At 60.0% G+C, this 25931-nt stretch carries 24 protein-coding genes; 10 read left to right on the top strand and 14 right to left on the bottom strand.

What is annotated here, in order from left to right; all coding sequences use genetic code 11:
• Positions 1-4 precede the first annotated feature (4 nt).
• Positions 5-925: a hypothetical protein gene (locus GM415_RS12245; RefSeq protein WP_158948575.1), complete on the top strand. Its 921-nt coding sequence runs from the start codon at positions 5-7 to the stop codon at positions 923-925.
• A gap of 62 nt (positions 926-987) precedes the next feature.
• Here GM415_RS12245 and GM415_RS12240 read toward each other — a convergent pair whose 3' ends face one another.
• From GM415_RS12240 to GM415_RS12225, 4 genes are all read right to left on the bottom strand, one after another.
• Positions 988-1344 (bottom strand): hypothetical protein, encoded by a 357-nt coding sequence (locus GM415_RS12240; protein ID WP_158948573.1) that lies wholly within the window; start codon positions 1342-1344, stop codon positions 988-990.
• A 2-nt stretch (positions 1345-1346) separates the two neighbouring features.
• Positions 1347-1949, bottom strand: coding sequence for a DUF8043 domain-containing protein (locus GM415_RS12235; RefSeq protein ID WP_158948571.1), 603 nt, complete (start codon positions 1947-1949; stop codon positions 1347-1349).
• Positions 1950-2027: 78 nt separating this feature from the next.
• Positions 2028-3581, bottom strand: coding sequence for a glycosyltransferase family 9 protein (locus GM415_RS12230; RefSeq protein ID WP_158948569.1), 1554 nt, complete (start codon positions 3579-3581; stop codon positions 2028-2030).
• A 77-nt stretch (positions 3582-3658) separates the two neighbouring features.
• On the bottom strand, positions 3659-4765 hold the full coding sequence (locus GM415_RS12225; protein WP_158948567.1) for a putative nucleotidyltransferase substrate binding domain-containing protein: 1107 nt from the start codon (positions 4763-4765) through the stop codon (positions 3659-3661).
• A gap of 159 nt (positions 4766-4924) precedes the next feature.
• On the opposite strand from GM415_RS12225, the gene GM415_RS12220 reads away from it, so the two are divergent.
• From GM415_RS12220 to GM415_RS12205, 4 genes are all read left to right on the top strand, one after another.
• Positions 4925-5191 carry a hypothetical protein gene (locus GM415_RS12220; protein ID WP_158948565.1) on the top strand — a complete coding sequence of 89 codons (267 nt, stop codon included), beginning with the start codon at positions 4925-4927 and terminating at the stop codon, positions 5189-5191.
• Position 5192: 1 nt separating this feature from the next.
• Positions 5193-6767: a sodium/solute symporter gene (locus tag GM415_RS12215; protein WP_158948563.1), complete on the top strand. Its 1575-nt coding sequence runs from the start codon at positions 5193-5195 to the stop codon at positions 6765-6767.
• 174 nt (positions 6768-6941) lie between these two features.
• The gene (locus GM415_RS12210) at positions 6942-7286 is read left to right on the top strand and encodes a hypothetical protein (RefSeq protein WP_158948561.1); all 345 of its coding nucleotides are present in this window, start codon (positions 6942-6944) and stop codon (positions 7284-7286) included.
• Between the two features lie 99 nt (positions 7287-7385).
• Positions 7386-9920 carry a TIGR03960 family B12-binding radical SAM protein gene (locus GM415_RS12205; RefSeq protein ID WP_158948559.1) on the top strand — a complete coding sequence of 845 codons (2535 nt, stop codon included), beginning with the start codon at positions 7386-7388 and terminating at the stop codon, positions 9918-9920.
• A gap of 125 nt (positions 9921-10045) precedes the next feature.
• Here GM415_RS12205 and GM415_RS12200 read toward each other — a convergent pair whose 3' ends face one another.
• A complete protein-coding gene (locus tag GM415_RS12200; protein ID WP_158948557.1) occupies positions 10046-10462 on the bottom strand; it encodes a hypothetical protein in 417 nt (138 codons plus the stop codon).
• Positions 10463-10700: 238 nt separating this feature from the next.
• Between GM415_RS12200 and GM415_RS12195 the strand changes: the two genes are divergently transcribed.
• The 5 genes from GM415_RS12195 to GM415_RS12175 all read left to right on the top strand — a co-directional run bounded on the left by GM415_RS12195 (position 10701) and on the right by GM415_RS12175 (position 16365).
• Positions 10701-12260, top strand: a complete 1560-nt coding sequence (locus tag GM415_RS12195) for an ABC transporter substrate-binding protein (protein WP_158948555.1) — start codon at positions 10701-10703, stop codon at positions 12258-12260.
• A 225-nt stretch (positions 12261-12485) separates the two neighbouring features.
• Positions 12486-13463 carry an ABC transporter permease gene (locus GM415_RS12190; RefSeq protein ID WP_158948553.1) on the top strand — a complete coding sequence of 326 codons (978 nt, stop codon included), beginning with the start codon at positions 12486-12488 and terminating at the stop codon, positions 13461-13463.
• Positions 13464-14381, top strand: a complete 918-nt coding sequence (locus GM415_RS12185) for an ABC transporter permease (protein ID WP_158948551.1) — start codon at positions 13464-13466, stop codon at positions 14379-14381.
• A 3-nt stretch (positions 14382-14384) separates the two neighbouring features.
• Entirely contained in the window at positions 14385-15356 is a 972-nt protein-coding gene (locus tag GM415_RS12180; protein WP_158948549.1) for an ABC transporter ATP-binding protein, read from the top strand.
• Between the two features lies 1 nt (position 15357).
• On the top strand, positions 15358-16365 hold the full coding sequence (locus tag GM415_RS12175) for an ABC transporter ATP-binding protein (protein ID WP_158948547.1): 1008 nt from the start codon (positions 15358-15360) through the stop codon (positions 16363-16365).
• A 72-nt stretch (positions 16366-16437) separates the two neighbouring features.
• On the opposite strand, the gene GM415_RS12170 is transcribed toward GM415_RS12175, so the two are convergent.
• The 9 genes from GM415_RS12170 to GM415_RS12135 all read right to left on the bottom strand — a co-directional run bounded on the left by GM415_RS12170 (position 16438) and on the right by GM415_RS12135 (position 25589).
• A complete protein-coding gene (locus tag GM415_RS12170; protein WP_158948545.1) occupies positions 16438-16833 on the bottom strand; it encodes a response regulator in 396 nt (131 codons plus the stop codon).
• An 83-nt stretch (positions 16834-16916) separates the two neighbouring features.
• Entirely contained in the window at positions 16917-18626 is a 1710-nt protein-coding gene (locus tag GM415_RS12165; protein WP_158948543.1) for an FAD-dependent oxidoreductase, read from the bottom strand.
• A 51-nt stretch (positions 18627-18677) separates the two neighbouring features.
• The gene (locus GM415_RS12160) at positions 18678-19853 is read right to left on the bottom strand and encodes an aminotransferase-like domain-containing protein (RefSeq protein ID WP_158948541.1); all 1176 of its coding nucleotides are present in this window, start codon (positions 19851-19853) and stop codon (positions 18678-18680) included.
• 487 nt (positions 19854-20340) lie between these two features.
• Positions 20341-20511 (bottom strand): hypothetical protein, encoded by a 171-nt coding sequence (locus GM415_RS17985; protein ID WP_199244294.1) that lies wholly within the window; start codon positions 20509-20511, stop codon positions 20341-20343.
• A 105-nt stretch (positions 20512-20616) separates the two neighbouring features.
• Entirely contained in the window at positions 20617-21177 is a 561-nt protein-coding gene (locus GM415_RS12155; protein ID WP_158948539.1) for a Fe-S-containing hydro-lyase, read from the bottom strand.
• Positions 21177-22016: a fumarate hydratase gene (locus GM415_RS12150; protein WP_158948537.1), complete on the bottom strand. Its 840-nt coding sequence runs from the start codon at positions 22014-22016 to the stop codon at positions 21177-21179. Before GM415_RS12150 ends, GM415_RS12155 begins: the two co-directional genes overlap by 1 nt.
• 333 nt (positions 22017-22349) lie before the next feature.
• The gene (locus GM415_RS12145) at positions 22350-23087 is read right to left on the bottom strand and encodes a fumarate reductase iron-sulfur subunit (protein ID WP_158948535.1); all 738 of its coding nucleotides are present in this window, start codon (positions 23085-23087) and stop codon (positions 22350-22352) included.
• A gap of 3 nt (positions 23088-23090) precedes the next feature.
• The gene (locus tag GM415_RS12140; protein WP_158948533.1) at positions 23091-24926 is read right to left on the bottom strand and encodes a fumarate reductase flavoprotein subunit; all 1836 of its coding nucleotides are present in this window, start codon (positions 24924-24926) and stop codon (positions 23091-23093) included.
• A 12-nt stretch (positions 24927-24938) separates the two neighbouring features.
• Complete coding sequence (locus tag GM415_RS12135) at positions 24939-25589, bottom strand: succinate dehydrogenase/fumarate reductase transmembrane subunit (RefSeq protein WP_158948531.1); 651 nt, start codon at positions 25587-25589, stop codon at positions 24939-24941.
• Positions 25590-25931 lie beyond the last annotated feature (342 nt).

Genomic DNA, 25931 nt, shown 5'->3' with positions numbered 1-25931 from the left:
TATCATGAACTTGCAGGATCTCATCAGCAGCGCAACGGACGCGATAACCGAACTCGTCCAGGGGCTCGCCCCCTCCATCCCGCCCGACACCGTCCGGCTGGCCGGAGGAGCACTCCTCGGCGCGCTGGCGCTGATTCTGCTCCTTTTCGCCCTGAAGCTGCTCCTGCCCCGAAAGAAGGGACGGCCGGCCAAACGCGTCAACGTGCCCCGCACCCTGCAGCAGGAAGGCATGTCCGTGGACGTCCTCACGGACCCCAAAGGCAATCGCGTGGCGGCCCGTTGCGTCGTCACCACCGTGGCCTCAAGCAAGATCAAGTGTGAAATCATCGAACGCCTGGAGGAGATCCGGGCCAGGGAAGGCGACACTGTCGCCTGCGTCTTCGCCCCGGTCAAGACCAGCCTTGGCGCGGTCAACTCCTTCACGGCCAAGCTGCTCAAGGCTGACGGGCCGGACCGGGACCGCCTGATCCTCTCCGTGCCCACCGGCTACGCGCAGATCAGCCGACGCAAGCACGCCCGCAAGCGCGTGGCAGATCAACAGTTCATCCGTATCAAACTCTGGGTGGAAGAAGCCTATACGTCGGACATCGCCTTCCCTGATGCCGCACCGCACGTCGCGGTGAACTCCTTTGCCACGGAAGATGCGGCCCAGTCGGCCAACGCCGTGCTCAACATCTCCCACGGAGGACTCGGCCTGAGCATCCGTAACGAAGTCATCCCCGAAAACTGCGCCCCCGGCTCCCAGGTGACCATCAACCTGTTCATGTTCAGCTTCAGGGAGAAGACCTTCAAACCGTATTGGTATGCCGGAGAGATCCGCTCCATGCACGAAGGGCGCCCCGGCTTCACCCGCTTGGGAATCGAATTCAACGGCAGCGGAAAACTGCTCGGAGAGACCGGCTCACTGCGTTGGGACCGATTCTGAAAATGAAAAATCCCCGGCCGCAATGACCGGGGACTCCTGTTGCCAATCGTATCCTGCGGGGCTCACCCCTTCTTGTTCAAAAACCTTTCCTTGGCCAGACGAGGCATGTTTCCCGAACCGAAACTGTAACCGGCGAACCGTTTTGTCTGCTTTCGCATGCCCGCCAGATCCTGCTTGAGGCTCGTATGCAGTCGACGCGCCTCAGCGGTGATCTGATCCTGCAGTGACTTCACCTCAACGAGCACATCGGAAAGCTGATCGAGGTGTTCGCTGTCCAGGTCGGCAATGGCCTCATCAAGAATGCGCTCCCTGTCCCGGGAAAAACGCTCAGCTCCAAAGACGTCTCCACCGGCCAGACAACCGAGTTCCTTGCGACCGATGGAAAGCGCCTCGTCGAGCAACCGGCGACGGCTTGCCATGTCTACCTCTTGGACTCGCGGATGTCGTCGCGAATCTGCTTGATGACTTTCTTCCACTTTTCCACCGCCGGCAGGAATTCATATTCAAGAAGGTCGGCCAACAAAATCCAGTCCTCGTTCTCCAGCACCGTGGACATCTCGGTGAACATGTCATTGAGTTCCTCGGCGCTACGCTCGTAGTCCTTGTGATCCTTGAGGGAATATTCATCGCGGAGCACGCCGATCATGCGCAGGAAGTTGCGGATGACCTCAAGCAGGTCCTGGTAGGTCTCCAGGGCCTCGGCGTCGTCGGCCTGGCGGAACAGTTCGGCCACACGCTTTCCGCCTTCGGCCATGATGTTCACGACCTTATAGAGCTCCAGGGTGATCTCCACAGCCATGTCGCTGGTGCCCATGGTGATGATCTCGATGGATTCCACCTCGGACATCTCGATGTCCTCGGACTGGTGGGGATAAATTTCGGTGAACGGCTCTTCGTTGATGCGCACATCGGTGACAATGCGGTCTTCCAGATGGCCGTCCTCGACCACCTTGGCAAAGACCTGCTCCAGATTCTCAAAATTCTGGCTGCCGATGTCGTACTTCTTTCCGTCTATCAGGATCATGATTGGTTCCTCCTCGAAAGGGATGCTGATTTTTCCGTAAATGCCGGTTCGCCACGGATCATTCAATATCCGTGCCGACTACTCGAATTCCCTGACCAGGGAGGAGACCAGACCGTGATACCGGTCCACCAGCGAAAGCAGAGAAGCCAGATCTCCGCCGCTCTTCTGTGATTCAAACATCCACAATTTTCCAAGAATATCAAGATATTCACTCGCATCAAAGACACCCTGAAGACGTTGCCACGAAGCCAGAAACTTGGCCTTGGCCTGGGATCTCGGGTTGCTTGCCAGGAGCATGCCTTGGCGGGAAAGAAGGAACAGCATGTCCCGGGCGTTCGTCAAAGTTTTGGATAATTCTTCCGCCATGCCCGTAGACAATTTGCGCCCGAGCCCGCAGGGCTCGGCCACGATATCGCCGTCCAGAAATGCCCGAAAATAGGTCCGCTGCTGCCCTTTCCACACTGTGCGGTCCGCATCGTCGTGCCCGGACAGGGAAATAAGATCCATGAAACCATAGTCTCCAGTCCGCGTTCGCCAAACCCGTGCACCAGAGCAGCCCTCGGGATCGCCGCCGTCCAGCAAGGCCCGCAGCGAAGCATACAGAGTTTCAGGCCCCACGGCCCGACGGCAACTGTTGTCGTTCGGACACCGCGTGCCGAACCGGCAGGGGTGGCAGTCCATATCAGGCTCCAGGCATAAATTGCCCGCCCGGTATGGCCCGGTGTCCCACGGCTGGGCGGTGGCCAGAAAAACGGCGCAGAGCGGCACACCCAGCCCGGCGGCCAGGTGCATGGTCCCGGTGTCGTTGGTGACCAGGGCGGCGCAGTTGCCGAGTACTCCGGCCAGTTCCGTCAGCGAGGTCCCTCCCATGAGGTCCACGCTCGGACATCCGGCACGCTCCCGGAACCGCTCGCCCAGATGCGCTTCCCCCTTGGTGCCGAGAAGAACCGGAACCAGCCCGTCACGCTCCCAGACGAGCTCGGCAAGTCGCACGAAATATTCAACCGGCCAGCGTCGCCTCTCTTCGCTCGCACCCATCTGAAGAGCGAGATACCCATTGGAGCTGTCAGATGTTCCATCAGTAAGCCGCTGCTGCCCTTCAGACAGGACGGCATCATCGGTCAGGGCCAATACCAAGGAGTTGCCCTCGTCACCGAGCCCGGCGGTACGGCGAAAAATATCGCAAAGATTGAAGGGACTCGCGCCCCGATTGCTCCCGGCCAACTGGAGAAAGGCGGCCCAGGCCGAGGAATCCGCGTTGAACCCGAACTCATCCACCGAGAACCCGGCCACGTCGCCGGAGTCCGGAGCCAGCGCGCGGGCCAGGAGGCGCGAGGAGACCGAGGGAGTCAGGTTCACTATCCGCCCCGGCTCCATTCTTTCAAAGACCCTGTCGCGAAACGCCGATACGCGCTCCACGGCCAGCCGCCAGTCACTGTCCAGCAGCGAGAGCAGCCCGGCCCCGGGAAAGGGAAAGACCTCGTCCACCCCATCCAGTAGCGTGGCCGCAGAAGCAAAATTCTCCAGACAGACCAAACCGACACGGTGCCCCTGCTCCACAAGGCCGGAGATCACGGGTTGGGTCTGGATCAGGTCGCCGAAACGGGTCAGGTTGATAATGAGAACGTTCACGCGGTCATATCCTTTATATATGATGGGGGGATGTCAATTCCCCGTCGCCGCCTGAAGCTTTGCAAGATCGGAGCCGATCAGAGGCCGGAACCGGCCTGAACGAGGTGAACCAGCTTTTCCACGGCGTGGATAGCCGCCTTGAGCTGCGCCTTTTCTTCTGCGTCCATGGCGCTCGGCCGGACATAGTTATGAGGCGAAACGGATTCCCGCTCGCAGGCGAGACCAATGGTCAGCCGCTTGCGCTGGAGATAGTCCCAGGAATCAAGAAGGGCTTTTGCATGACCGGAGGAGACATGCCCCACCTCAGCCAGGGCGCGGAGCCGGTCGCAGGTGTTGGGTGGCATGATGTCATACTTGAGGGCCAGGATGCGCGCGCTGTTGGTCAGATGGGCCAGAACCGAATGCTTGATGTCGAGGAACCCCTGCCACGGCCCGTCCTTCTCGGTGACAAACGCGCCATAGAAGGTCAGGGGAAGCCGGTAATTGGTCAGTTCGTCCACCAACAGAGCCAGGGCGAGGGGCTTGGTCCGCACATATTCCCACAACCGCTGGCGCAAGAGCAGGACATCCCGCTTCGGTCCGAACACGGACCGAAAATCAAGAATGAGGCCAGACTGCCAGGCTCCCTTTTCCGCCGGGTTGGAGAGCCAGCCGGTCAGACGGTGCAGCCACTGGTCGAAATCGCCGCGCCACAAGGGGTTTGAAATCATCACCCCGCCGCCGCACAAGGGCATGCCCGCGCCGTCCAGGGCCATTACCACGGACTGGGCCGCGCTCTCCAGCTCCTCAAGGTCCGGATCGACGCGCAGCAGCAGCCCGTTGTCCTGATCCGAGCCCAGAACCTGCTCGTCGCGACCGCCGGAGCCGAATTCCAGAAATGCACACTCGCGCAGCCACGGATGATTCTCGGCATGCGCCTCGAGTACGGCCAGAGTCACGGACCGGTTATAGGCCGACAACCGCTTGCAGGTCTCCTCGGCGGTCATGCCCCGGTCCAGCCAGTCCTCCACCAGATCGGCACGCGTACGCCGGATTCCGGTCAGCCGCCCCTCGCGCGCCATGACCAGCAGTTCGCCGTCCAGTCCGTTGGGCGTGCCATATGAACCGTTTACCGTCACCCCTGCCGGGTGGTTATCCGCCGCCTGACCGCACAAAGTGGGCTCCTCGGGCTTATTGAGAACCATTGATCGGGACAAAACGCCCGCTAACCGGGAGCAAAACGACCGCTTCCGCTCCGACCGGATCAGTTTGACCGTTTACCTGAAATACGATGCTCCCTTCATTTTCTCTACTGTAAAAGGGCTTCAACGGCAAACACACCAACCAAACAGAGGGGGTAAACCATGAACCAAATCGACATGATCCGAAAACGGCAACTGGCCATAGCGCTCGGTGTGGGCATTCCATACTTCGCGTTCGTCATCTCCATCTTCCTGCTCGTCTACCTGCTGGGAGACGCGGTGGCCCAGGTGTCTATCCTCGATTTCCCGCTGCACTACTGGCTCGTGGCCATCGCGGTCTACCCCATCACCTGGGGCCTGTTCATCTGGTACGTGGGCAAGGCCAACGCCATGGAAGACGAAATCGAAGCCACCTTCGGGGAGGAGTAACATGGAAGCCGGATACCAAATACCTGTCATGGCCCTCATCCTCATCGGATGCATGCTGGCCTTTACCATCGTGACCACCTTCATGTTCCGCAGCCAGAAAACGTCGGCGGACTACTATCTGGCCGGACGCAAGGTCAACTCGTTCATCAACGCTTCCGCCATCTCCTCGGACTACCTGTCTGCGGCCTCATTCCTGGGCGTCGCAGGCGTCGCCTTCCTGTTCGGATTTGACGGCATCATCTATGCTCTGGGCTTCTTCGTGGGATATATCGCCCTGCTCCTGTTCCTGGCCAGCCCCCTGCGCAAGTTCGGCCGCTACACCGTGCCCGACTTCGTGTCCGAGCGGTTCCATTCCAAGACAGCGCGCATCCTCGGCGTCATCGGCGTCCTCTTCATCTCGCTCTTCTACATGGCCCCGCAGATGCTCGGCGCAGGCAAGGTCATGGGCCTGCTCCTGAATCTGGACTACGGCACTTCCATCGTGATTATCGCCTGCATCATCACTTTCTACGTCACTGTGGGCGGCATGAAGGCGACCACTGTCAACCAGTTGGTCCAGTTCTGGATCCTGTTCGGCGCAATGTTCCTGCTCGCCTTCATTCCCTTCATGGTCAAGGGCTACACCTACACCGACGTGGTCAACTTCCTTGCGACCTTCAAGGGGCCTGACCCGGAAACCGGCAAGATGTTCGACGGCGCGGCCTACACCAGCCCGGCCTTCTGGCTGACCAACCTCAAGGACACCCTGTCCCTGCTCCTGGCCCTCATGTTTGGCACCGCCGGTCTGCCCCACATCCTCGTGCGCTTCTACACCGCGCCCGATGGCAAGGCCGCCCGCAAGACCGTCATCTACGTCCTGCTCCTCATCGGCATGTTCTACATCCTGAGCCCCTACGTCGGCCACGTGGTCCGTTACACCTATCTTCAGGGCGAGGCCCTCGGCGTCTCCCCGCACCTGATGAAGTGGCTGGCTGCCAACGGCAAGAACCTGGCCGTCCCGGTCGCCGGCTCCCACTTCGGCGGACAGATCCTGCTCGGCATCGTCGTGGCCGGAGCCTTCGCGGCTATCCTCTCCACCGTGGCCGGCCTGATCATCGCCTGCTCCGGCGCCATCGGCCACGACCTGGTGGTCAACGTCTTCAACCCGAACATGCCCGAGCGCTCCCGCGTCATGGTCGCCCGCGCCTCCTCGGTCCTGGTGGGCCTGCTCGGCATCCCGCTGGGTTTCTGGGCCGAATCCATGCAGATCGCGGTCCTGGTCGGCCTGGCCTTCGCCATCGCGGCCTCGACCTTCTTCCCGGTCCTGGTCATGGGCGTCTGGTGGCCCAAGATGACCAAGAACGGCGCTTGCGCCGGGCTGGCCGTGGGCATCATCGGCTCCTTCTTCATGATCCTCGGGAAGTCCATGCTGCCTGAATTCCTGCAGTACAAGAACCCCGGCGGATTCGTCATGATCCTCTCCTTCCTCGCCATCTACGCGGCGTCGAAGCTGGAATACTCGGCCAAGGGCGAAGACGCCCTGCCGCCGGATACCGATGAAGTCATGGCCGTCCTTCACGGCCCTGAAAAGGCATAGGCCCCATACCGGCTCAAAGCCCACCTCTCCAACCGGGACGGGACTGCTACCCCAGGCGGTCCCGTCCCAACGTCTTTCTCCTTCTTTTTCCGCCTGCACAGCTCCTCTGTCTTGACAGAAACCGCCTCCATACCTACTTAGTGTGCCGACCCCAATTTTAAGGAGAATCATCCCATGGAATACGACATCAGACTGGTCAAGCTCGTTTCCGGCGACATGGTCGTCGGCAAATTCAACGCCGAGGCCAACAAGATCGAGGACCCGGCCACCATCCAGGCCCTGCCCACCCAGACCGGCACCCAGATGGTCCTGCTGCCTTTCGGCTATCCCTTCGACCAGGAAATGCACGGCGAGATCTCCATGGATCACGTCCTGTTCGAATACAAATCCTGTCCCGAAGAGATGAAGACCAAGTACATCGAGGCCGTGACCAACATCAGCATGACCTCTGGCGGCCTTGACCTCAGCGGCGGCGCAGGCGGCGGCCTCGGCGGAGGCGGCGGGCTGAACCTCGTCTAGCCGAACCAGCAACGATTGATCCCTGCGGGGCCGGTCCATCAAGGACCGACCCCGCATTTTTCGTGGACCACACCTCCAACCTTATTTAGGCTCATCAGGATGAAGGAACTACTGCCCATTCTCCCGCGTCCCTCCCGCTACCTCGGCAGCGAATGGGGCGTCACGCTCAAGGACCCCGCGACCATCAACGTCCGGTGCGGCCTCGCCTTCCCGGACATGTACGAAGTGGGCATGTCCTACCTCGGGCAGAAGATCCTAGCCGAGGCGGTCAACGCCGTGCCCCGTTTCCAGGCCGAACGCGTATATACTCCCTGCGAAGAGACGGCCGCCATTCTGCGCGAACGAGAGGTCCCGCTGGCCACGCTGGAGTCAGACACGCCCCTGGCGGAACTGGACGCCCTGGCCTTCAGCCTGACCCACGAGCTCTGCTACACCAACATCCTGTACATGCTCGATCTGGCGGGAATCCCCTTCCGGTCGACGGAACGCAACGAGAGCCATCCGCTGGTCATCGCGGGCGGCGGTGCCACCTTCAACGCCGAGCCCATGGCCCCATTCTTCGACGCCATGGTCATCGGTGACGGCGAAGAGGCACTCCCGGCCATGCTCACGGTCATCGAACAGGCTAAGCAGGAAAGCCTGCCCCGCGCCGAACTGCTGCGGCGGCTTATAGCGGTTCCCGGCGTATACGTTCCGGCCTTTTTCGAGGACCAGGGCCCCGGCCAGCCGCTCAAACCGCTGGTGGAGGGATACGAGACCGTGGAAAAGGCGGTGGTGGACGACCTGAACAAGACCGGCTTTCCCAAAGGCCAGGTCATCGCCTTCGACGCGGTGCACGACCGCCTGACCATGGAGATCGCACGTGGCTGCACCCGAGGCTGCCGCTTTTGCCAGGCAGGCATGATCTACCGCCCGGTGCGCGAACGCTCCCTTGAGAACCTGGACACCATCCTCACCGAAGGGCTGGCCGAAACCGGGTATGAGGAGACCTCCATGCTCTCGCTGTCCACGGGCGACTTCTCGGCACTGGACACTTTCTTCTCCCGCAGCTTTGACAAGTGCGCCTCCGAACAGATTTCCATCTCCCTGCCCTCCCTGCGCGTGGGCTCGCTTTCCGCGCCGATCATGGAGCGTATCTCATCCATCCGTCGCACGGGCGCGACCCTGGCCCCTGAGGCGGGCAGCCAACGGCTTAGAGACGTCATCAACAAGGGCGTGGATGAAGCCGGACTCATGGACCACGTCAAGATGCTCTTCGACAACGGCTGGCAGGGAGTGAAGCTCTACTTCATGATAGGCCTGCCCACGGAGACGGACGAGGACTTGGACGCCATCGTGGACCTCTGCCTGGCCGTGAGAGACGCGGCCAAGGACGAAAACGGACGGCGCATAAAACGGCTCCAGATCACGGCCGCGGTGTCGCCCTTCGTACCTAAGCCCCAAACTCCCTTCCAGTGGGAGCCACAGATTTCCCAGGATGAAATTTACCGGCGCATCGGCTACCTGCGCGACCAGTTCCGCCAGTTCAAGGGACTGAACATGCGCTACCACGAGCCGGCCATGTCCTCGCTGGAGGGCGTATTCTCGCGCGGCGACCGCCGCCTGGCCGAGGTGGTGGAGCGGGCCTATGCAAAGGGCGCGCTCTTTTCCAGTTGGAAAGACCATCTCAAGCTGGAGCCCTACAAGGAGGCCATGAACGAGGCCGGACTCTCCTGGGATGAATACACCGGCCCGCGCGACATGGACGCGCCCCTGCCTTGGGACCACCTGTCCAGCGGCGTTACCAAGCGCTTTCTGCTCAAGGAGCATGAGCGCGCCCTGGCCGAAAAAATCACTGAGGATTGCCGCTACGGCGCATGCCGCAACTGCGGTGTTTGCCAGTTTGAAGGCAGGGTCTCCACCCTGTCCAGGCAGGCTACTGAAAAGGACATCCGCAATCGACTGGTTTTCGCCGAACGTGACCAGGAAGGCGAACAGCCGCCCTATTCCGTGGAAAAGCCGGACCTGACCGTCAAGGGCGGGCACTACCGGCTTTGGTACGAAAAGACCGGTCCCGCCGCCTACCTCAGCCAACTGGAACTCCAGGCAGTCTTCGAACGAGCCTTCCGCCGGGCAGGGTTGCCCCTGGCCTTTTCCTCCGGATTCCACCCCATGCCCAGGCTCTCCTTCGGCAAGGCGCTCCCTGTGGGCGTCTCCAGCACGGCGGAGTGGATCAACGTCTTCTTCCGCGAAGACTTCGAGCCCGCCGAGGTGGTCAAACGCCTCATCCCGGTCATGCCCGAAGGGCTGGCCCCGCTCAAGGCGGACCGGCTGTCCATGGGCAAAAAGCAGCCCCAATCGGTGGAGGAAGTCTTCAAACTCGCCTTTGCCAAGGATGCGGAGCAACACCTGGAGCAGTGGCGGGCGTTCATGGACGCCCCCGAATTCATGGTGGAGAAACGGACCAAGAAGGGCATGAAGACCGTGGACATCCGGCCAGTGGTCAAGGAAACGGAGGAGGCCGACGACGGCCTGACCGTGGTCCTCGACTGGCGACAGAGCTACATGAGCCCGCTGGTCCTGGCGCGGCACGTCATGAACGACGCCTCCCCCCTGGACTTTACGCTGACCAAGGTGGCCCAGCGCTTCGACTAGGCTCGTTCCAGCCTGTTCAGGCCGATCGCACGCCCTGAAATGGACTGCAGCCGGGGTCGAACTCCCGGGCAACATAACCTTGGAAGAAATCGAAAAAAACGCGCAAGCAAAGAACGAGTCAGCCTTTAGAACAGCCCCTTTTTCTCGCCCACATTGACCGTGGCCCGCTTGTAGATCTCCTCGTGCCCGTCCCCGGGCTTTTCCATCTTGAACAGCACCTCCGTAGTGCCATTTTGCAACGTTTTGAAGACATAGAGCAGGCGCGGCTCGCCACCGTCCCTGCTCTCCTGAAAATTGACCAACCCCAGAATGGACGGATCGAACGAAGCCCCGGTGATCCGATACCCCCCTTTGTTCGGAAGTGGCATATCAAGGCCAAGCAGCTTGCCTTTTTCAATGCGTACGGAGAATTCGAATCCGTCGTCCAAGGCCAGCGTTTGTGACGGCTCTACCCCAGAGCCACCCCCGGAAAATACGCCACACCCTGCAGTTAAAAGAATAAACATCGTCAAACACGTGTTTAAAATACGAATTCCGAACATAGTTCTGCCACCTCAGCTGTCGCTTTTATAACTCGACCCTATTGTTAATATTCGGCGAAAAGGTTATGAAACCTACGTTTCCCTGCGCCCATGTAACCCGGGTTCCGAGCCTTGGGCAACCCCCTGCCGGACAGGGAAAAAGGCAAAGGGGAAACAGCGTCGTTTTCGGCGCAGGAGAGGTAAAGTGTGCGCCCGATCATCAAGGCGCGATAGGTCAACATTATGGAGGAATCCCTTTATGAAAAAGCTCACTAGCCTGGTGCTCGCCATCGTCGTCGCCGCGATGATGCTTGCCACCCCCGCAATGGCCGGTAAAACCCTGAAACTCGCCATGGACGCCGACCCGGTCTCCCTGGACCCTCATGTCCAGCTCTCCGGCGGCATGCTCCAATACTCCCACATGGTCTTTGATCCCCTGGTCCGCTGGACCAAGGACGGCGGTTTCGAGCCCCGCCTGGCCGAACGCTGGGAAACCATCGGCCCGCTGGTCACCCGCTTCTACCTGCGCAAGGGCGTGAAGTTCCACTCCGGCAACGAATTCACCGCCGAAGACGTGGTCTTTACCCTCAACCGCCTGAAGCAATCCGATGACTTCAAGGGATTGTTCACCGCCTTCGGCGATGCCGTGGCCACCGACAAATACGTGGTCGACCTGGTCACCACCGAGCCCTACGGTCTGGTTCTTTCCATGGCCACCTACATCTTCCCCATGGACAAGGCGTTCTACTCCGGCACCGATCCCAAGAACGACAAGCCCAAGGACCTGATCCTCAAGACCGACTACTCCTTTGCCAACTACAATGAGTCCGGCACCGGTCCGTTCAAGGTCACCAGCCGCGAACAGGGCGTGAAGACCGTCTTCACCCGTTTCGCCGACTATTGGGACAAGAACACCGGCAATATCGATGAAATCGTGCTGACCCCCATCAGCGAGGCTCCCACCCGCGTGGCCGCCCTGCTCTCCGGCGACGTCGACTTCATCATGCCCGTGCCGCCCAACGACCTGGAGCGCGTCGGCAACACCGATGGCATCAAGCTCGTGACCATGTCCGGCTCCCGTATCATCACTTTCCAGCTTAATCAGAAGCGCCGCCCCGAGTTCGCCAACCCCAAGGTCCGCCTTGCCATGGCCTATGCCTACAACAACGTTGGCGTGGCCAAGAAGATCATGAAGGGTTTTGCTACTCCGGCCGCTCAGAACTCCCCCAAGGGATACCAGGGCTACAACCCCGACCTGCAGCCCCGCTACGACCTGGCCAAGGCCAAGCAGCTGATGAAGGAAGCCGGGTATGAAAATGGCTTCACCTGCACCATGATCGCCCCCAACAACCGTTACGTGAACGACGAGAAGATCTCCCAGGCGTTCGTTTCCATGATGTCCAAAATCGGCATCAAGATCAGCCTGAAGACCATGCCCAAGGCCCAGTACTGGGATCAGTTCGATGCCCAGGTTGCCGACATCCAGATGATCGGCTGGCATTCCGACACCGAGGATTCCGCCAACTTCTTCGAGTACCTGTACATGTGCCCGAACAAGGAAACCGGTAAGGGCCAGTACAACTCCGGTAACTACTGCAACCCCGAAGTGGACAAGCTGACCATGGCCTCCAACACCGAGACCAACATGGAAAAGCGCAAGGCCATGCTCCAGCAGATCGAGGCCATCCTCTACGCCGACGCTGCCTTCATTCCGCTGCACTGGCAGAATCTGTCCTGGGCCTCCAAGACCGGCATGAACACCGAAGACATCGTGAACGTCATGAACTTCCCGTACTTCGGCAACCTTGTCATCAAGTAGCGTTTAATTCCTACTGGACAAAAACGTAAAAAAAATCCAAAAGGGGAGCCCCGCACGATGCGGGGTTCCCCTTTGCAGCCTGTTGGGAAATGCCCGATCGCAACCGACTGCCGCCCGTTTCCGGCCTCACGGAGGAAACTGATCGGCCGCCGTCGAGGGCTCGCTTGCGTACCGACGTTTTCGTAGCAGGCAAAGTTAATCACAACACTTTTACCCATCAATCATATGTTTGCATTCACCATCAAACGAATAGCCCAGGCGGTCCTGGTGATGCTGATCATTTCCATGATCGGCTTCTCCATCAAGAGCGCGTTCGGCGATCCGGTGCGCGAGCTCGTCGGCGAGCGCGTCACGCCGGAAGAGCGCGCTCAGATACGGGATCAGCTGGGGCTCAACGACCCGTTCCTCGTCCAGTACGGACGCTTTCTCAAAAACGCCGTACACGGCGACCTGGGCCGCTCCTTCTTCTTCAAGAAACCGGTCACCGAGGTCATCGTGTCAAAGGCGCCTGCCACCCTGGAACTGGTCTTCTGCGCCTCGCTCATCGTCATCTGCCTTTCCGTGCCCTTGGGCATGTATTCGGCCATCCACCCGAAACGTTTTTTCAGCAGAGTGATCATGGGAGGCTCCATCGTCGGCGTGTCCATTCCGGTCTTTCTCACCGCCATCCTGCTTATTTACATCTTTTCGGTGGAACTGAAATGGCTGCCGTCCTTCGGGCGCGGTGAAACCGTGACCCTCTTCGGCTGGTGGGACTCGGGCATGCTGACCAAAGACGGCCTGCTGCACCTGATCATGCCGTCCATCGCGCTCTCCTCCATCATGCTCCCCCTGTTCATCAGGCTCATCCGCTCCGAGATGATGGAGGTGCTTGAGAGCGAATACGTGAAATATGCCTGGGCCAAGGGCCTCAAGCCGAGCCGAGTCTGGCTGGTCCACGCCTTCAAGAACACCTTGCTCCCGGTCATCACCGTGGGCGGCGTTCAGCTCGGCATCATGGTCGCTTTCACCATCCTGACCGAAACCGTATTCCAGTGGCAGGGCATGGGCTCCATGTTCATTGAATCGGTGGAACGTGCGGATACCGCGCTGATGGTTTCCTACATCGTGGTCGTGGGCTTCATCTTCGTGTTGGTGAACACCTTCGTCGACCTCATCTACGGTTTGGTCAACCCGACCGTACGCGTGGCGGGGAGGAAGTAGATGCGATCCAGATGGCAACGATTCAGGGAATCCTACTTCCTTTACAGCTTTCTGCGCGACCCGGTGGCCTACGTCAGTTTCGCCATCCTGGTCATCCTGGTGATCGGCGCGTTCGGCGCTCCGATTATCGCCCCTCACAACCCCTATGACCCAACCACCATCGACATCCTCGACTCCGAGCTGCCGCCCTTCTGGTCACCCGAAGGCGACGCCCGGTTCCTGCTCGGCACCGACGACATGGGCCGAGGCATGCTCTCCACCATGCTCTACGGCATGCGCATCTCAATCCTCATCGGCGTCGGCGCAGTGGCGCTCCAGGCCTTCCTCGGCGTGCTCGTCGGGCTGCTCTCCGGCTACATCAAGAAACTGGACACGGTCATGATGCGCATCGCCGACGTCCAGCTCTCGTTCTCCACATACATGATCGCCATCTTCATCGGCGCGACCTTCCAGACCATGTTCGGCGTGGCCAACTACGAGAAGATCGCGGCTCCGCTGCTGATCCTGATCATCGGTCTGGCAGAGTGGCCGCAATATGCCCGTACCGTGCGCGCCTCGGTCCTGGCGGAGAGGAAAAAGGAATACGTGGAAGCGGCCCGCATAATAGGGCTGTCCAAGACCCGCATCATGTGGCGTCACATCCTGCCCAACACCCTGTCCCCGGTGCTGGTCATCTCCACTGTCCAGGTTGCCAACGCGATCATGAGCGAGGCCGCTCTCTCCTTCCTCGGCCTGGGCATGCCCCAGTCTCAGCCCTCCCTCGGCTCGCTCATCACCGCCGGCTTCGAGTACATCTTCTCCGGCTCATGGTGGATCACCATTTTCCCCGGCATCGTCCTCGTGGTGCTGGTGCTGGTCATCAACCTGCTGGGCGACTGGGTCCGCGACTACCTCAACCCGAAACTGTACAAGGGGTAAACAATGGAACGACTCCTTGACATAAAACACCTCAACGTCGATTTCACCCTGCGCGAGAAAACCCTGCACGCCGTGCGCGACGTCTCCCTGTCCCTTGATAGGGGCGAGCGCCTCGGCATCGTCGGCGAATCCGGCGCGGGAAAGTCCGTGCTCGGTTTCTCCATCATCAATCTCATCTCCAAACCCGGCCGTATCACGGGCGGCGAAATCCTCTTCGATGGGAAGGACCTCTCCATGTTCTCCTACGAGGAAATGCGCCGCATCCGGGGCAACCGCATCTCCATGATCTTCCAGGACCCGATGATGACCCTCAACCCGGTGCTGACCATCGGCACCCAGATGAAGGAGACAGTCCTGGCGCATATGAAGGTCTCGGACAAGGAAGCCGAGGCCATCTGCCTGGACAAGCTCAAGAAGGTCTACATCCCGTCTCCGGAAAAACGCCTCAAGCAATATCCGCACGAATTCTCGGGCGGCATGCGCCAGCGCATCGTCATCGCCATCTCCCTACTGACCAACCCCAAGTTGATCATTGCGGACGAACCGACAACGGCCCTGGACGTGACCATCCAGGCCGAAATCATGGAGCTGCTCCTGGAGCTGTGCGAGACCGAAAACATGGGCCTGATCCTGATCACACACGACCTGGCAGTGGTCTCCGAGGTCACCGGCCGCATCGCGGTCCTGTACGCGGGCAAGGTGGTGGAGATTGGCCCCACCAAACAAATCATTGAAAACCCGAAGCACCCATACACCCAGGGGCTGCTCAAGGCCCTGCCCCAGATGGCGGGAGACGCCAAGCGGCTCAACCAGATACCCGGCATGATGCCGTCCCTGTTCGACATGCCGCCCGGCTGCTCCTTCGAACCACGCTGTGAGATCAGCCTGGACCGGTGCCGCCGCGATGTCCCCGACCTGATCGAAACGGAAGACGGCGTGCAAGTAGCCTGCTTCGCCTGCGAAGGAGGTAAATAGGATGAACAAGCTGCTTGAAATCAAGGACGTCGACAAGCACTTCGACATCTCCGGCTCCTTCCTGGACCAGCTGCGGTTGGAAAAAGGCAAGGTCCGCCGTAAGAAAACCGTGGTCAAGGCCGTAAACAACGTCACCCTTGACGTCATGCCAGGGGAGACCCTCAGCGTGGTCGGCGAGTCCGGCTGCGGCAAGTCCACCCTGGCCAGGACGGTCATGGGCCTATACCGCCCCAACAAGGGAGAGATCCTTTACAGGGGCGAACGCATCGACAACCTGAGCTCGGCCAAGATGCTGCCCTACCGAACCAGGATGCAGATGGTCTTCCAGGACCCCTATGCCTCGCTGAACCCGCGCATGAAGGTCAACGAAATCCTGGAGGAACCGGTCCGGTTCCACAACCCGGGCATGTCCCGGGCCGAGGTCAAGGACCGCGTGGCCGAGGTCATGTGCCAGGTGGGTGTAGACCCCAAGTGGGCCTCCAACTACCCGCACGAATTCTCCGGCGGCCAGCGCCAGCGCATCTCCATAGCCCGCGCCCTGGTCCTCGATCCCGAATTCATCGCGGCGGACGAGCCCATCGCGGCCCTGGACGTCTCGATCCAGGCGCAGATCCTCAACCTGCTCATGGACGCCCAGGAGCAGCGCGGCCTGACTTACCTGTTCATCTCCCACGACCTGAGCGTGGTGGAACACATCTCCAACCGCGTGGCTGTCATGTACCTTGGCTGCGTCTGCGAACTGGCCGACGCCAAGGAGTTGTTCTCCAACCCCAGACACCCGTACACCCAGGCCCTGCTCTCGGCCATTCCCCGGCTCGGCGGCAAGGCTGGCGGGCACACCAAGCTCTCGGGCGACGTGCCCACGCCCATCAACCTGCCTACCGGCTGTGTCTTCCATGGGCGGTGCGCCCACGCCAACGAGCGCTGCACACAGGAGATTCCCCGGCCCCGCACGCTCGACAGCGGCACGGTGGTTGCCTGCCACGGCGTGAGCGAAGGCAGATTGTAGAAAGCGAACAATTGAATACAATAAAAAGGGCGGCCCTCAGGCCGCCCTTTATTTTTCTCATTTGGCAGGGAATCAAAGGATCAGGTTCTGCCGCAGTTCGTCAAGGACCTTTGACCGGTCAAGAGGCTTGACCAGATAGCAGATGGCGTCCGTGTTGAAGAACGCCTTGCTGACGTTGGTATCGTCCACCAGGGAGGTGATCATGACCAGCTTGAACTGCTCCTGATGCGCCACCCCGAATTCCTTCTCCTGCTCGCGCATGATCTCGGCGGCCTGATGGCCGTCCATACCGGGCATGAGAATGTCCATGAACACCACGTCATAGGGCCACTCTTCTTCATGCGCCCTGTTGAACGCGGCCAAAGCGGTCTCGCCCGAGGCGAAACAATCGCAGACCGCGTACTCGGCCAACATGGCCTGAAGCAGCAGGTGGATGCCTTCGTCATCGTCAACAATCAGAAAACGCACGGCCCCTCTCGCATTCCCTTTGAAAATGGATTCCTGCCCGGCTCCCGCAAAACGGTTCGCCAGGGCCGCAGTCCATTTTCCTTTTACAGGTCAACGCCGTATTTCTTGATGGCGGCCATGCCCCCGTGAATGTTGATCACTTTCTCGTAGCCCTTCTCGTCCAGCATGATCTGGGCCTCATAGGAGCGAGCCCCGGTGTTGCACACCAGGACGACGTTCTTGTCCCTGGGAATCTCATCGAGTCGGTCATAGATCTCACCCTGGGGCACGTTGTGCCACTGGCCGGGATTGCGCTCCATGAACGCTGCGGCGTCCGCGTTCTCGCGGCAGTCCAGGAAAAAGCATTCGCCGCTCTCGCGGTCGTCCCACATCTCCTTGAAGCCCTCGGGACCCACGCCCCGGTTAATGCCGCGCAGGGCGTTGTCGGCCAGGTTGGCCAAGGCGTTGAGAATGTCCATGGCCGCGGCAAAAGGCGGCGCGTAGGCCAGCTCCATATTGGAGATGTCCTCGATGACCGGAGCGGACTTGAGAATGGCAGCCACAGCGTTGATGCGGCCGACCATGGCGTCACCCGAGGAGCCGAAGCCCTGCACGCCGAGTACGCGGCGTGTGCCCTTCTCCACGATCATCTCCAGATTCATCAGTTCCTTGGTGGGATAAAAATGGGCGCGATCCAACTGGGTGAGCAGCACGCTGATGGCGTCGAATCCAGCAGCCTTGGCGCCTCCCAGACTCAAGCCGGTGCCGGCGAAGGAGCTCTCGAACATCTTGACCACAAAGGAACCGACCACACCGTCAAAACGGGTCTCGCCCCCGGCCAGGTTGTTGCCGATGACGCGGCCCTGGCGGTTGGCCATGGAGCCCAGCGGCAGGTAGGCGGGCTGATTGGTAATCAGATTCTTGACGATGGCGCAGTCACCGCCGCAGTAAATATCCGGATCGTTGGTGCGCAGGAACTCGTCCACAAACACGCCGCCGCGCTCATGGCAGTTGAGGCCCGCGTCCGCAGCGATCTGCGAATTGGGGATGACGCCGGCGGAGATGATGACCGCCTCGGCCTCCAGGGTGCGCTTGTCCGTAATCACACGGGTGACCTTGCCGTTCTCGCCTTCAAGGGCCTTAACGGTCTCGCCGAAGTGGAAGGTCACGCCATTCTCTTCCATGTGCTTCTGGCCCATCTTGGCCAGGGTCGGGCTGACCAGGCGAGGCATGATCTGGTCCATGATCTCGACAACGGTGGTCTCGATGCCCCACATGTCTGCAAAAGCCTCGGCCATTTCCAGGCCGATGAAACCGGCGCCAACGATGACTGCATTGGAGACCTGCCCCTTGGCGATGGCCTCGCGGATGCGCGTGGCGTCGCCCGGGTTGCTAACGTAACTTACGCCCTCGAGGTCCTCGCCGGGCAGCCCCAGCTTGCGCGGGGAGGCGCCAGTGGCGATGACCAGCTTGTCATAGCTGATGGAGGCGGTCTCGCCGGTGGTCACGCTCTCCACCTCAACCTGCTTGTTCTCGCGGTCGATCTTAGTGGCCTTGGTCAGAATCTGAACATCAATCCCTTTGACCTCTTTGAAGAACTTGGGGTCACGGAGCATGTGAAAACTGGTTTCGGACAACTCCTTGGCGTCCGAGACGTCGCCGGAGACATAATAAGGGATGCCGCAGCCGCCGTATGAAATGAGTGAGCTTTGGTCGATCATGGTGACCCTGGAGCCCGGCTCCAGGCGTTTGAACCGACAGGCGGCCTTGGGCCCTAGGGCCACGCCGCCAATGACTACAATGTGTTGAGACATGGTACTGTACCTTATGTTTCAGGTTCCGGCCGTCCCTCACGGCCGAAAACGTTAATCCAACATGGCCTCAAGCGCCTTGCCGAGCCGCTTGATGCCCTCTTCGATCCTCGCTTCGTCGGAATTGGAGAAATTGAGCCGGAGCGTGTTCTCACCGGAGCCGTCCACATAGAATGGCTTTCCGGGCACAAAGGCGACCTTCTCCTTGATGGCGGCGTCCAGCAAATCCATGGAGGAGACCTGTTCCGGCAGGGTCACCCACAGGAACATGCCGCCCTCGGGCTGGGTGATGGTCACGCCTTCGGGGAAGTAGCGCCCGATCATCTCCACCATGCACTCCCGCTGACGCCCGTACCGTTCCTTGATCAACCCGACATGAGTCTTGATGTCGTTGGACTCCATGTACCGACGCATGATGAGCTGGGAAACGGTTGAGGTATGCAGGTCGGCAGCCTGTTTGGCTATGACCAGCTTGTCGTAGATTTCCTTCTCCGCCACAACCCAGCCAATGCGGAATCCTGGAGCGGCAATCTTGGAGAACGAACCGCAAAGCAGTCCCTTCTTCTTGCTGAAGGAATAGACGAACGGCAGGTCCTCGCCCATGAAGCGCAGTTCGCCGTAGGGGTCGTCCTCCACGAACAGGGCGTCGTATTCGTCCATGAGCGCGGCCACGGCCTTGCGCTTTTCCAGAGAATAACTCACACCCGAGGGGTTTTGAAAGTTGGGCACCGCATAAAAGCACTTGGCTCCGTCCTTGAGCGCCGCCTCCAGCTCTTCAAGGCTCGGACCGTCGTCTTCAAGGGCGATGGTTACGAACTCGGGTTCGAACAGGGAAAAGGCCTGAATGGCCCCGAGGTAACCGGGACGCTCGATGACGACCTTGTCCCCTCTGTCAAGGAAGACCTTGCCGCAGAGATCGAGAATCTGCTGGGAACCGGTGGTGACCAGAATGGAATCAGGATCAACCTCCAGGCCCCGGTCGGCATAACGCCGGGCTATGAGGGCACGCAGACCGGCGTCGCCCTCGGTGGTGGAATATTGCAAGGCCGAGGTGCCGATTTCGGTGAACACCTCGTTGGAAGCTCGATCCATGGCCTCCACCGGAAACAATTCTGGGTTGGGCAAACCGCCCGCAAAAGAGATGATCTCCGGGTCCGCAGTGACTTTCAGGATTTCCCGAATGAACGAGCGATGGACCGTCCCCATTCTCCGGGCGAATTGATTTGACATGAACTTCTCCTTGGGATTGTTCTGGATACCCCGAAACCCGTTGATTCGCAAGACAGCTCTCAAAGATAGTGGAACGGACTTCTCCCGCAATGTCTGGAGGATGGAAGAGGAAAACCAAGTACGGGGATAGGAGCCGAAGCCCAAAAGGAATGGGGCCGACTCCAAGTCGGCCCCGGCAAGAAGAGGAGAAGGCACCGCGGTGCGTTTTCTGCTAAGGAAGCCACGCAAAGGCTTCACCGCTTATCGGACCGGATTAAACCGGACCTTTCAATGAAAATAATATTCATTGACATCTTTTTGTCAAGGAAATGTACAAAAAACTGCAACCAGGTTGAACCGAGGGCCCCACTGTAGCGGCTGCCAGCCCCTACAATCTTGTTAATAAGCCGGAATAAAAGACAAAAAAAGTCGCCACTGGCGACAATAGTGCCAGTGGCGACTTTTCTCCGGTCAAGAGAAAGGGCCTTTCGGCCCCAAGCTGTTTCAGCTACTCCTTGTCAGGAGACCAGTTGGGGTCGCGGTATTTGTCCGGATTGTACAGTCGCCAATCGGAACCGTCGTCGTACTTCTCATCCGCACCAGGATAAGGCGTGTACGTCTTCTCTGCATTTTGTTCGTCATTACGACAATCTATGTCTTCAAAATAGGATTTTTCCATGACATTCACCTTCTGTCTTGGTCAAACTCCGCCCCGCCCGAAACGGCTCGGGGCCGGGCAACATGCGTCGCCCAGCCCCCTCACTGTATGAATTCTCGGGGCGTGTCAACCCTCTTCCAGGGCAGCTTCCAGATTCGGTTTCACATAGAGCTCTCCGCCGTGGCAATCATTGATAACCAACAGAGGAAAATTCTTCACTTTCATTTCACGGATTGCTTCCGGGCCCAATTCGTCGAAGGCGATAACCGTGGATTCCTCGATGGAATTGGACAGCAGCGCCCCTGCTCCACCTGTGGCTCCAAAGTAGACGCCCTTGTGTTCCTGCATGGCCCCCTTGACCTCATCGGACCGCTTGCCCTTTCCAATGGACGCTTTCATGCCCAGCGAATGCAGACGCGGCGCATAGGTGTCCATGCGGTAGGAGGTGGTCGGTCCCGCAGCGCCGATGGGGCGGCCCGGAGGGGCAGGAGAAGGACCTACGTAGTAGATGGCCGAGCCCTGCAAATCAAAGGGCAGCTCCTTGCCTGCGTCCAGCAGCTCAAAAAGCTTCTTGTGGGCCGCATCGCGCGCGGAGTAGATAATCCCGTTCAGGAAGACCACGTCACCGGCCTTGAGCTGTTCGATGTCCTCATCCGTCAGAGGGGTGTTCAAAGTGTATTCAGCCATTAGAGCACGACCTCCTCGTGACGCTGGGAGTGACACTGAACGTTGACCGCCAGGGGCAGGCTCGCCAGGTGACACGGTTCCATGGTGATCTTGACGCCGAGCACGGTGGTCTTGCCGCCCAGCCCCATTGGGCCGATGCCAAGCCGGTTGATGGCGTCTTCCAATTCCTTTTCCCTGGCCGCAACGTCCGGGTCCGGATGGGTGTCGTCGAGCTCGCGCAGGAGCCCCTTCTTGGCGATTTTGGCTGCGTGCTCGAACGTACCGCCGATCCCCACGCCGATGACGGTTGGCGGGCACGGATTAGGCCCGGCCTCGGCCACCCGGTTGACCACGAACTTCTTGATGCCTTCCCACCCCTGGGCCGGGGCCAGCATGGTGACGCGGGACATGTTCTCCGCGCCGCCGCCCTTGGCCATGTAGGCGATCTTGAGCTTGTCGCCGGGCACCATGTCGAAATGGATAATGGCCGGGGTGCCGTCGCCGGTGTTGGCGCGGGTCAGCGGATCGCAGGCGGACTTGCGCAGGAAGCCGTCGCCGTACCCCTTGCGAACACCCTCGTTGATCAGCTCGCGCAGATTGCCACCCACCACCTTGCAGTCGTCGCCCACTTCCACATAGAAGACGGCCAGCCCGCAGTCCTGGCACAGGGGCAACTTGGTGTTCTTGGACAGGTCAGCGTTCTCCAGAAGCTGACGCAGCACTTCCTTGGCCGACGGCGAGGTCTCCTCGGCCATGGCCTGCTCGAATTTATTACGGACGTCCTGCGGAAGCTCGGTGTTCGCCTTGATACACATGGCGGCAACGGCTTCGACAACATCCGAACCCTGTATTTCTCTCATCTTTTTGCCTCCGGTTATGCCTCCGGCGGCCCTATCGGGGGGCGCCTTGGGCGGGACCAAAGAATCCTTTGCAAAGGGTTCTCTGGACTCTCCTAAACTTTTTGACGCGCCTTCGGCGAAGCCGTGCGAGCGCGCTGATACAACCTTCTTCCTAACCTACTAACCAAACTATAACCCAAGTCTCGACAGCCCACCTCACCCCCGCGCCCCTCCCCGCGAAGCAGCTCCAAAAAGTTTAGGAAAAGGAGGGGATGGGGGTCTGGGGGAAGGGGAGGAAAAAACCCTTTTCAAAGGGTTTTTCCTCCCCTTCCCCCAGCCGCCGGAGGCATCTTTCTACTTCTTGAACAAACGCTTCAAGGAAGTAATGCCCATCTTGCGGCGCAGGAAGCCGAGTTGGTTCTGCAGCGGCAGATGCTTGGGACAGATGTCTTCGCAGGCCAGCAGGCCCATGCAACCGAAGATACCCATGTCGTTGCCGATGATCTCGTAGTAGTCGTTGTCGGTCCGCTGATCGCGCGGATCGATGAGGAACCGGGCCACGCGGTTGAGCCCGGCAGCGCCCATGAAGTCCTCGCGCAGGCGGGCCGTAGCGCAGGCCGCAACGCAGCAGCCGCATTCGACGCAGCGCTCCAGCTCGTAGATGGCCACGGCTTCCTTGTTGTCCATGCGCTCTTCCAGGGCGTTGGGATCGAACTCCTTGTCGGTGTGAATCCAGGACTCGGTCTTGGTATACATCTCGCGGAACCAGGAGCCCGTGTCTACGGACAGGTCGCCCACCAGCTTGAAGATCGGCAGCGGCAGCAGCGTGATCTCACCGGGCAGATCCCGGGTCTTGGTATGGCAGGCCAGTCCAGGACGCCCGTTGATGACCATGCCGCAAGAACCGCAAATGCCCGCGCGGCAGCAGAAATCGAACTGCAACGACGGGTCCTGCTCCTCGCGGATGCGGTTGAGCGCGATGAACAGGGTCATGGAGTCGGTCTCTTCGAGCACGAACTCCTGCATGTGCGGCTCGGACTGTTCGTCCTGGGGGTTGTACCGGAATATATTGAATTTCAGTAATCTGGACATGATCTATTCCTTCTTGTCGTCGGCGCTGATGATTTCGGACTTGCCGTAACCGCGATCCCCCGGAGGAATCTCGACGACCGAAGTGGCCGGTTCGTATTCGAGGGTCGGCAGGTCGTCATCCGGCTTCTTCCAGTAGGCCAGGGTACGGGTCAACCAGTCACGGTCGTTACGCGCGGGGTAGTCCTCGCGGTTGTGGGAGCCGCGGGATTCCGTACGCATGAGGGCGCCGTAGGCGAGCATAAGCGCCATCTTGACCTGCCCTTCGAGCTTGAGGGCGGCGGCCAGTTCCGGGTTCACTCCCCTGCCGTTGGAACGCAGGCCCACGTTCTTGGACCGGATCAGGGTGTCCTGAAGCGTGGTCACACATTCCTTGAGCCCTTCCTCGGTGCGGAAGATGTTCGCGCCCTTGTTCAGGGCATCCTGCATGGCGGCCCGAACCTTGTAGACGTTCTCGGAACCGTTGGAGCCGGAAACCAGGGCGTCGATGCGCGCCTGCTGCGCCTTGACCGTATCGGAAATCAAAGCGGTCTTGAACTCGGTCTCGCACCCTTCCAGGTATTCAGCGATCTTCTTGCCGATGATGCCGCCGGCGACCACGGTCTCGGCCAGGGAGTTGCCGCCCAACCGGTTGAAGCCGTGCATGTCCCAGCAGGCAGACTCCCCGGCGGCGTAGAGTCCCTTGAGACCATATGCCGCTCCGTCCTTATTGGTACGCACACCGCCCATGGAATAGTGCTGGGTGGGCCGCACCGGGATGAGCTGATGGATGGGATTGACGCCCAGGAAGGAAGTACAGATCTCGTACACCTCGCGGAGCTTGCCGGTGATGTGTTCCTCGCCCAGGTGGCGAATATCGAGCCAGAGGTGCTCGCCGTAGGGCGACTTGACGCCGTGCCCTTCACGCATGTGGTGGGTCATCCAGCGGGAGACCACGTCGCGGGAGGCCAGCTCGGCCTTCTCGGGCTCGTACTTGTCCATGAAACGCTTTTCATCGACGTCGAGGAGCGTACCGCCGTCGCCGCGGCAACCTTCAGTGACGAGGATATCCGTGGGGACGATGCCCGTGGGGTGGAACTGCACGGCCTCCATGTTGCCCATGGGGACCACGCCGGTATTCACGCACATGGTGTGCGCGCCGCCGTCACAGATGACCGCGTTGGTAGTGTTGGGATAAATGCGTCCGAAGCCACCCGAAGCGATCATGGTCGCCTTGGAGAGATAGACGCGCAGCTCGCCGGTGCGCAGACAGCGGGCGACCACGCCGTAGCAGGTCTCGCCGTCCTGAATCATGGCTATGGCCTCGGTCTTGTCATGGACCTCGACGCCCACCTGGGCGCAGCGGTTGTCCATGGTGCACATGACCGCGTGGCCGGTGCCGTCCGAGGTATAGCAGGTTCGCCACTTGGCGGTGCCGCCGAAGGAGCGGGCCATGATCAGGCCTTCCTTCTCCTGGGCCTCGACCTTCTCGAACTGCTTGCCGCCCTTATAATAGATGGACTTGCCAGGCACCACGCGGTTCCACGGCACGCCCCAGTGGGCCAGACGACGCATTTCAATGGGCGCGGTATCGGCGAACAGTCGGGCCACTTCCTGGTCGCAACCCCAGTCGGAGCCCTTGACCGTGTCGGCGAAGTGGACGTCGGGACAGTCGCCCTCGCCCATGACCGAGTTCCCCAGTGAAGCCTGCATGCCGCCCTGTGCTGCGGAAGAATGGGAACGGCGTGCGGGAACCAGGCTCAAACAGATGGCGGAGAATCCGGCGTCGGCAGCTTCGACCGCTGCACGCTCACCAGCCAGACCCGCGCCGACAACAAGTAAATCGGTGTAGATAGTCTGCATGGGAATTCTCCGTTAGTTGATGGCCAGGAACATGAAGCGGATAAGGGTGATGAAACCGATAGTGATGAACATCAGGGTCAACACGTTTTCGCCGCGCTTGAACTTGCCGCGCTCCCGGTCCTTAATGAAGCCCCACTTGACGGCAATGCGGTAGAAACCGATGCCGACGTGAATCTCGGCCAGGGGAAGCAGAACCAGATAGAAAGCCGCCCAGAAACCGCCCTGGATGCGAGCGGCGGACTTGGCCGCTGTGATGGGCAGGTCGGTAAGCACCACCCACATGTGGATGGACCCCATGATCAGAATGATCATGGCCGACACGGCCTGGATGACCCACATCCAGGTGTCGCCGTGGTTTAGCATCTTCGCATGCTGAACGACCGTTTTCTGGCCGTCGAAACGAAAGGGGATCTTCCGGGCTGCGAGTACGAAATGTACCAGGAAGACTAGAAAGATAAGCGGACCGCCGACCTGGGCCAAGCCGGTCGACTCGAAAAACTCGGCGATGCTGTTCATGACGCCGGGACTGATGACGACGCTGGATACCAGAAGCATATGGCACCACATGAACAGGATGAGACTGGCGCCCGAAAGCATCTGGAACCAGTCCATTACGCCATCCCACTTACCGGATTTGCCGGCAGGTGCGTAACTGATGGACATTCATTTCCTCCGTTGGTTAGACACGAAACAACCCTCGAATAGCAATCCATAACACCTACGCATGCCACAAGAAATTTGTCAATATCTCCAACAACTCGGAAGCTCTTCTCCAGCCCGGCCCGGCAATGCTCCGGTGCGCGTAACCCCCATTGATCGCTCGGTCAATTTATCCGCTTCCGGCTCGAATATTTTTTTTCATTTTCTTCCTCGCATTGACTGGTGAGTCAATTCTTTGTGCAAACAAATGCTTGAATGGAGAAAAATCACCCTCCGCCCATTTCGGGTTCCCATTTCGGACGGCCTCGGGTAGGTTCGTCTCCGCCTCGGGCCGTTTTCACCTTC

Source organism: Pseudodesulfovibrio cashew (assembly GCF_009762795.1).
In the GTDB taxonomy this organism is placed as follows: Bacteria; Desulfobacterota; Desulfovibrionia; order Desulfovibrionales; family Desulfovibrionaceae; genus Pseudodesulfovibrio; species Pseudodesulfovibrio cashew.
This window is presented reverse-complemented; position numbering and strand designations above follow the sequence as displayed.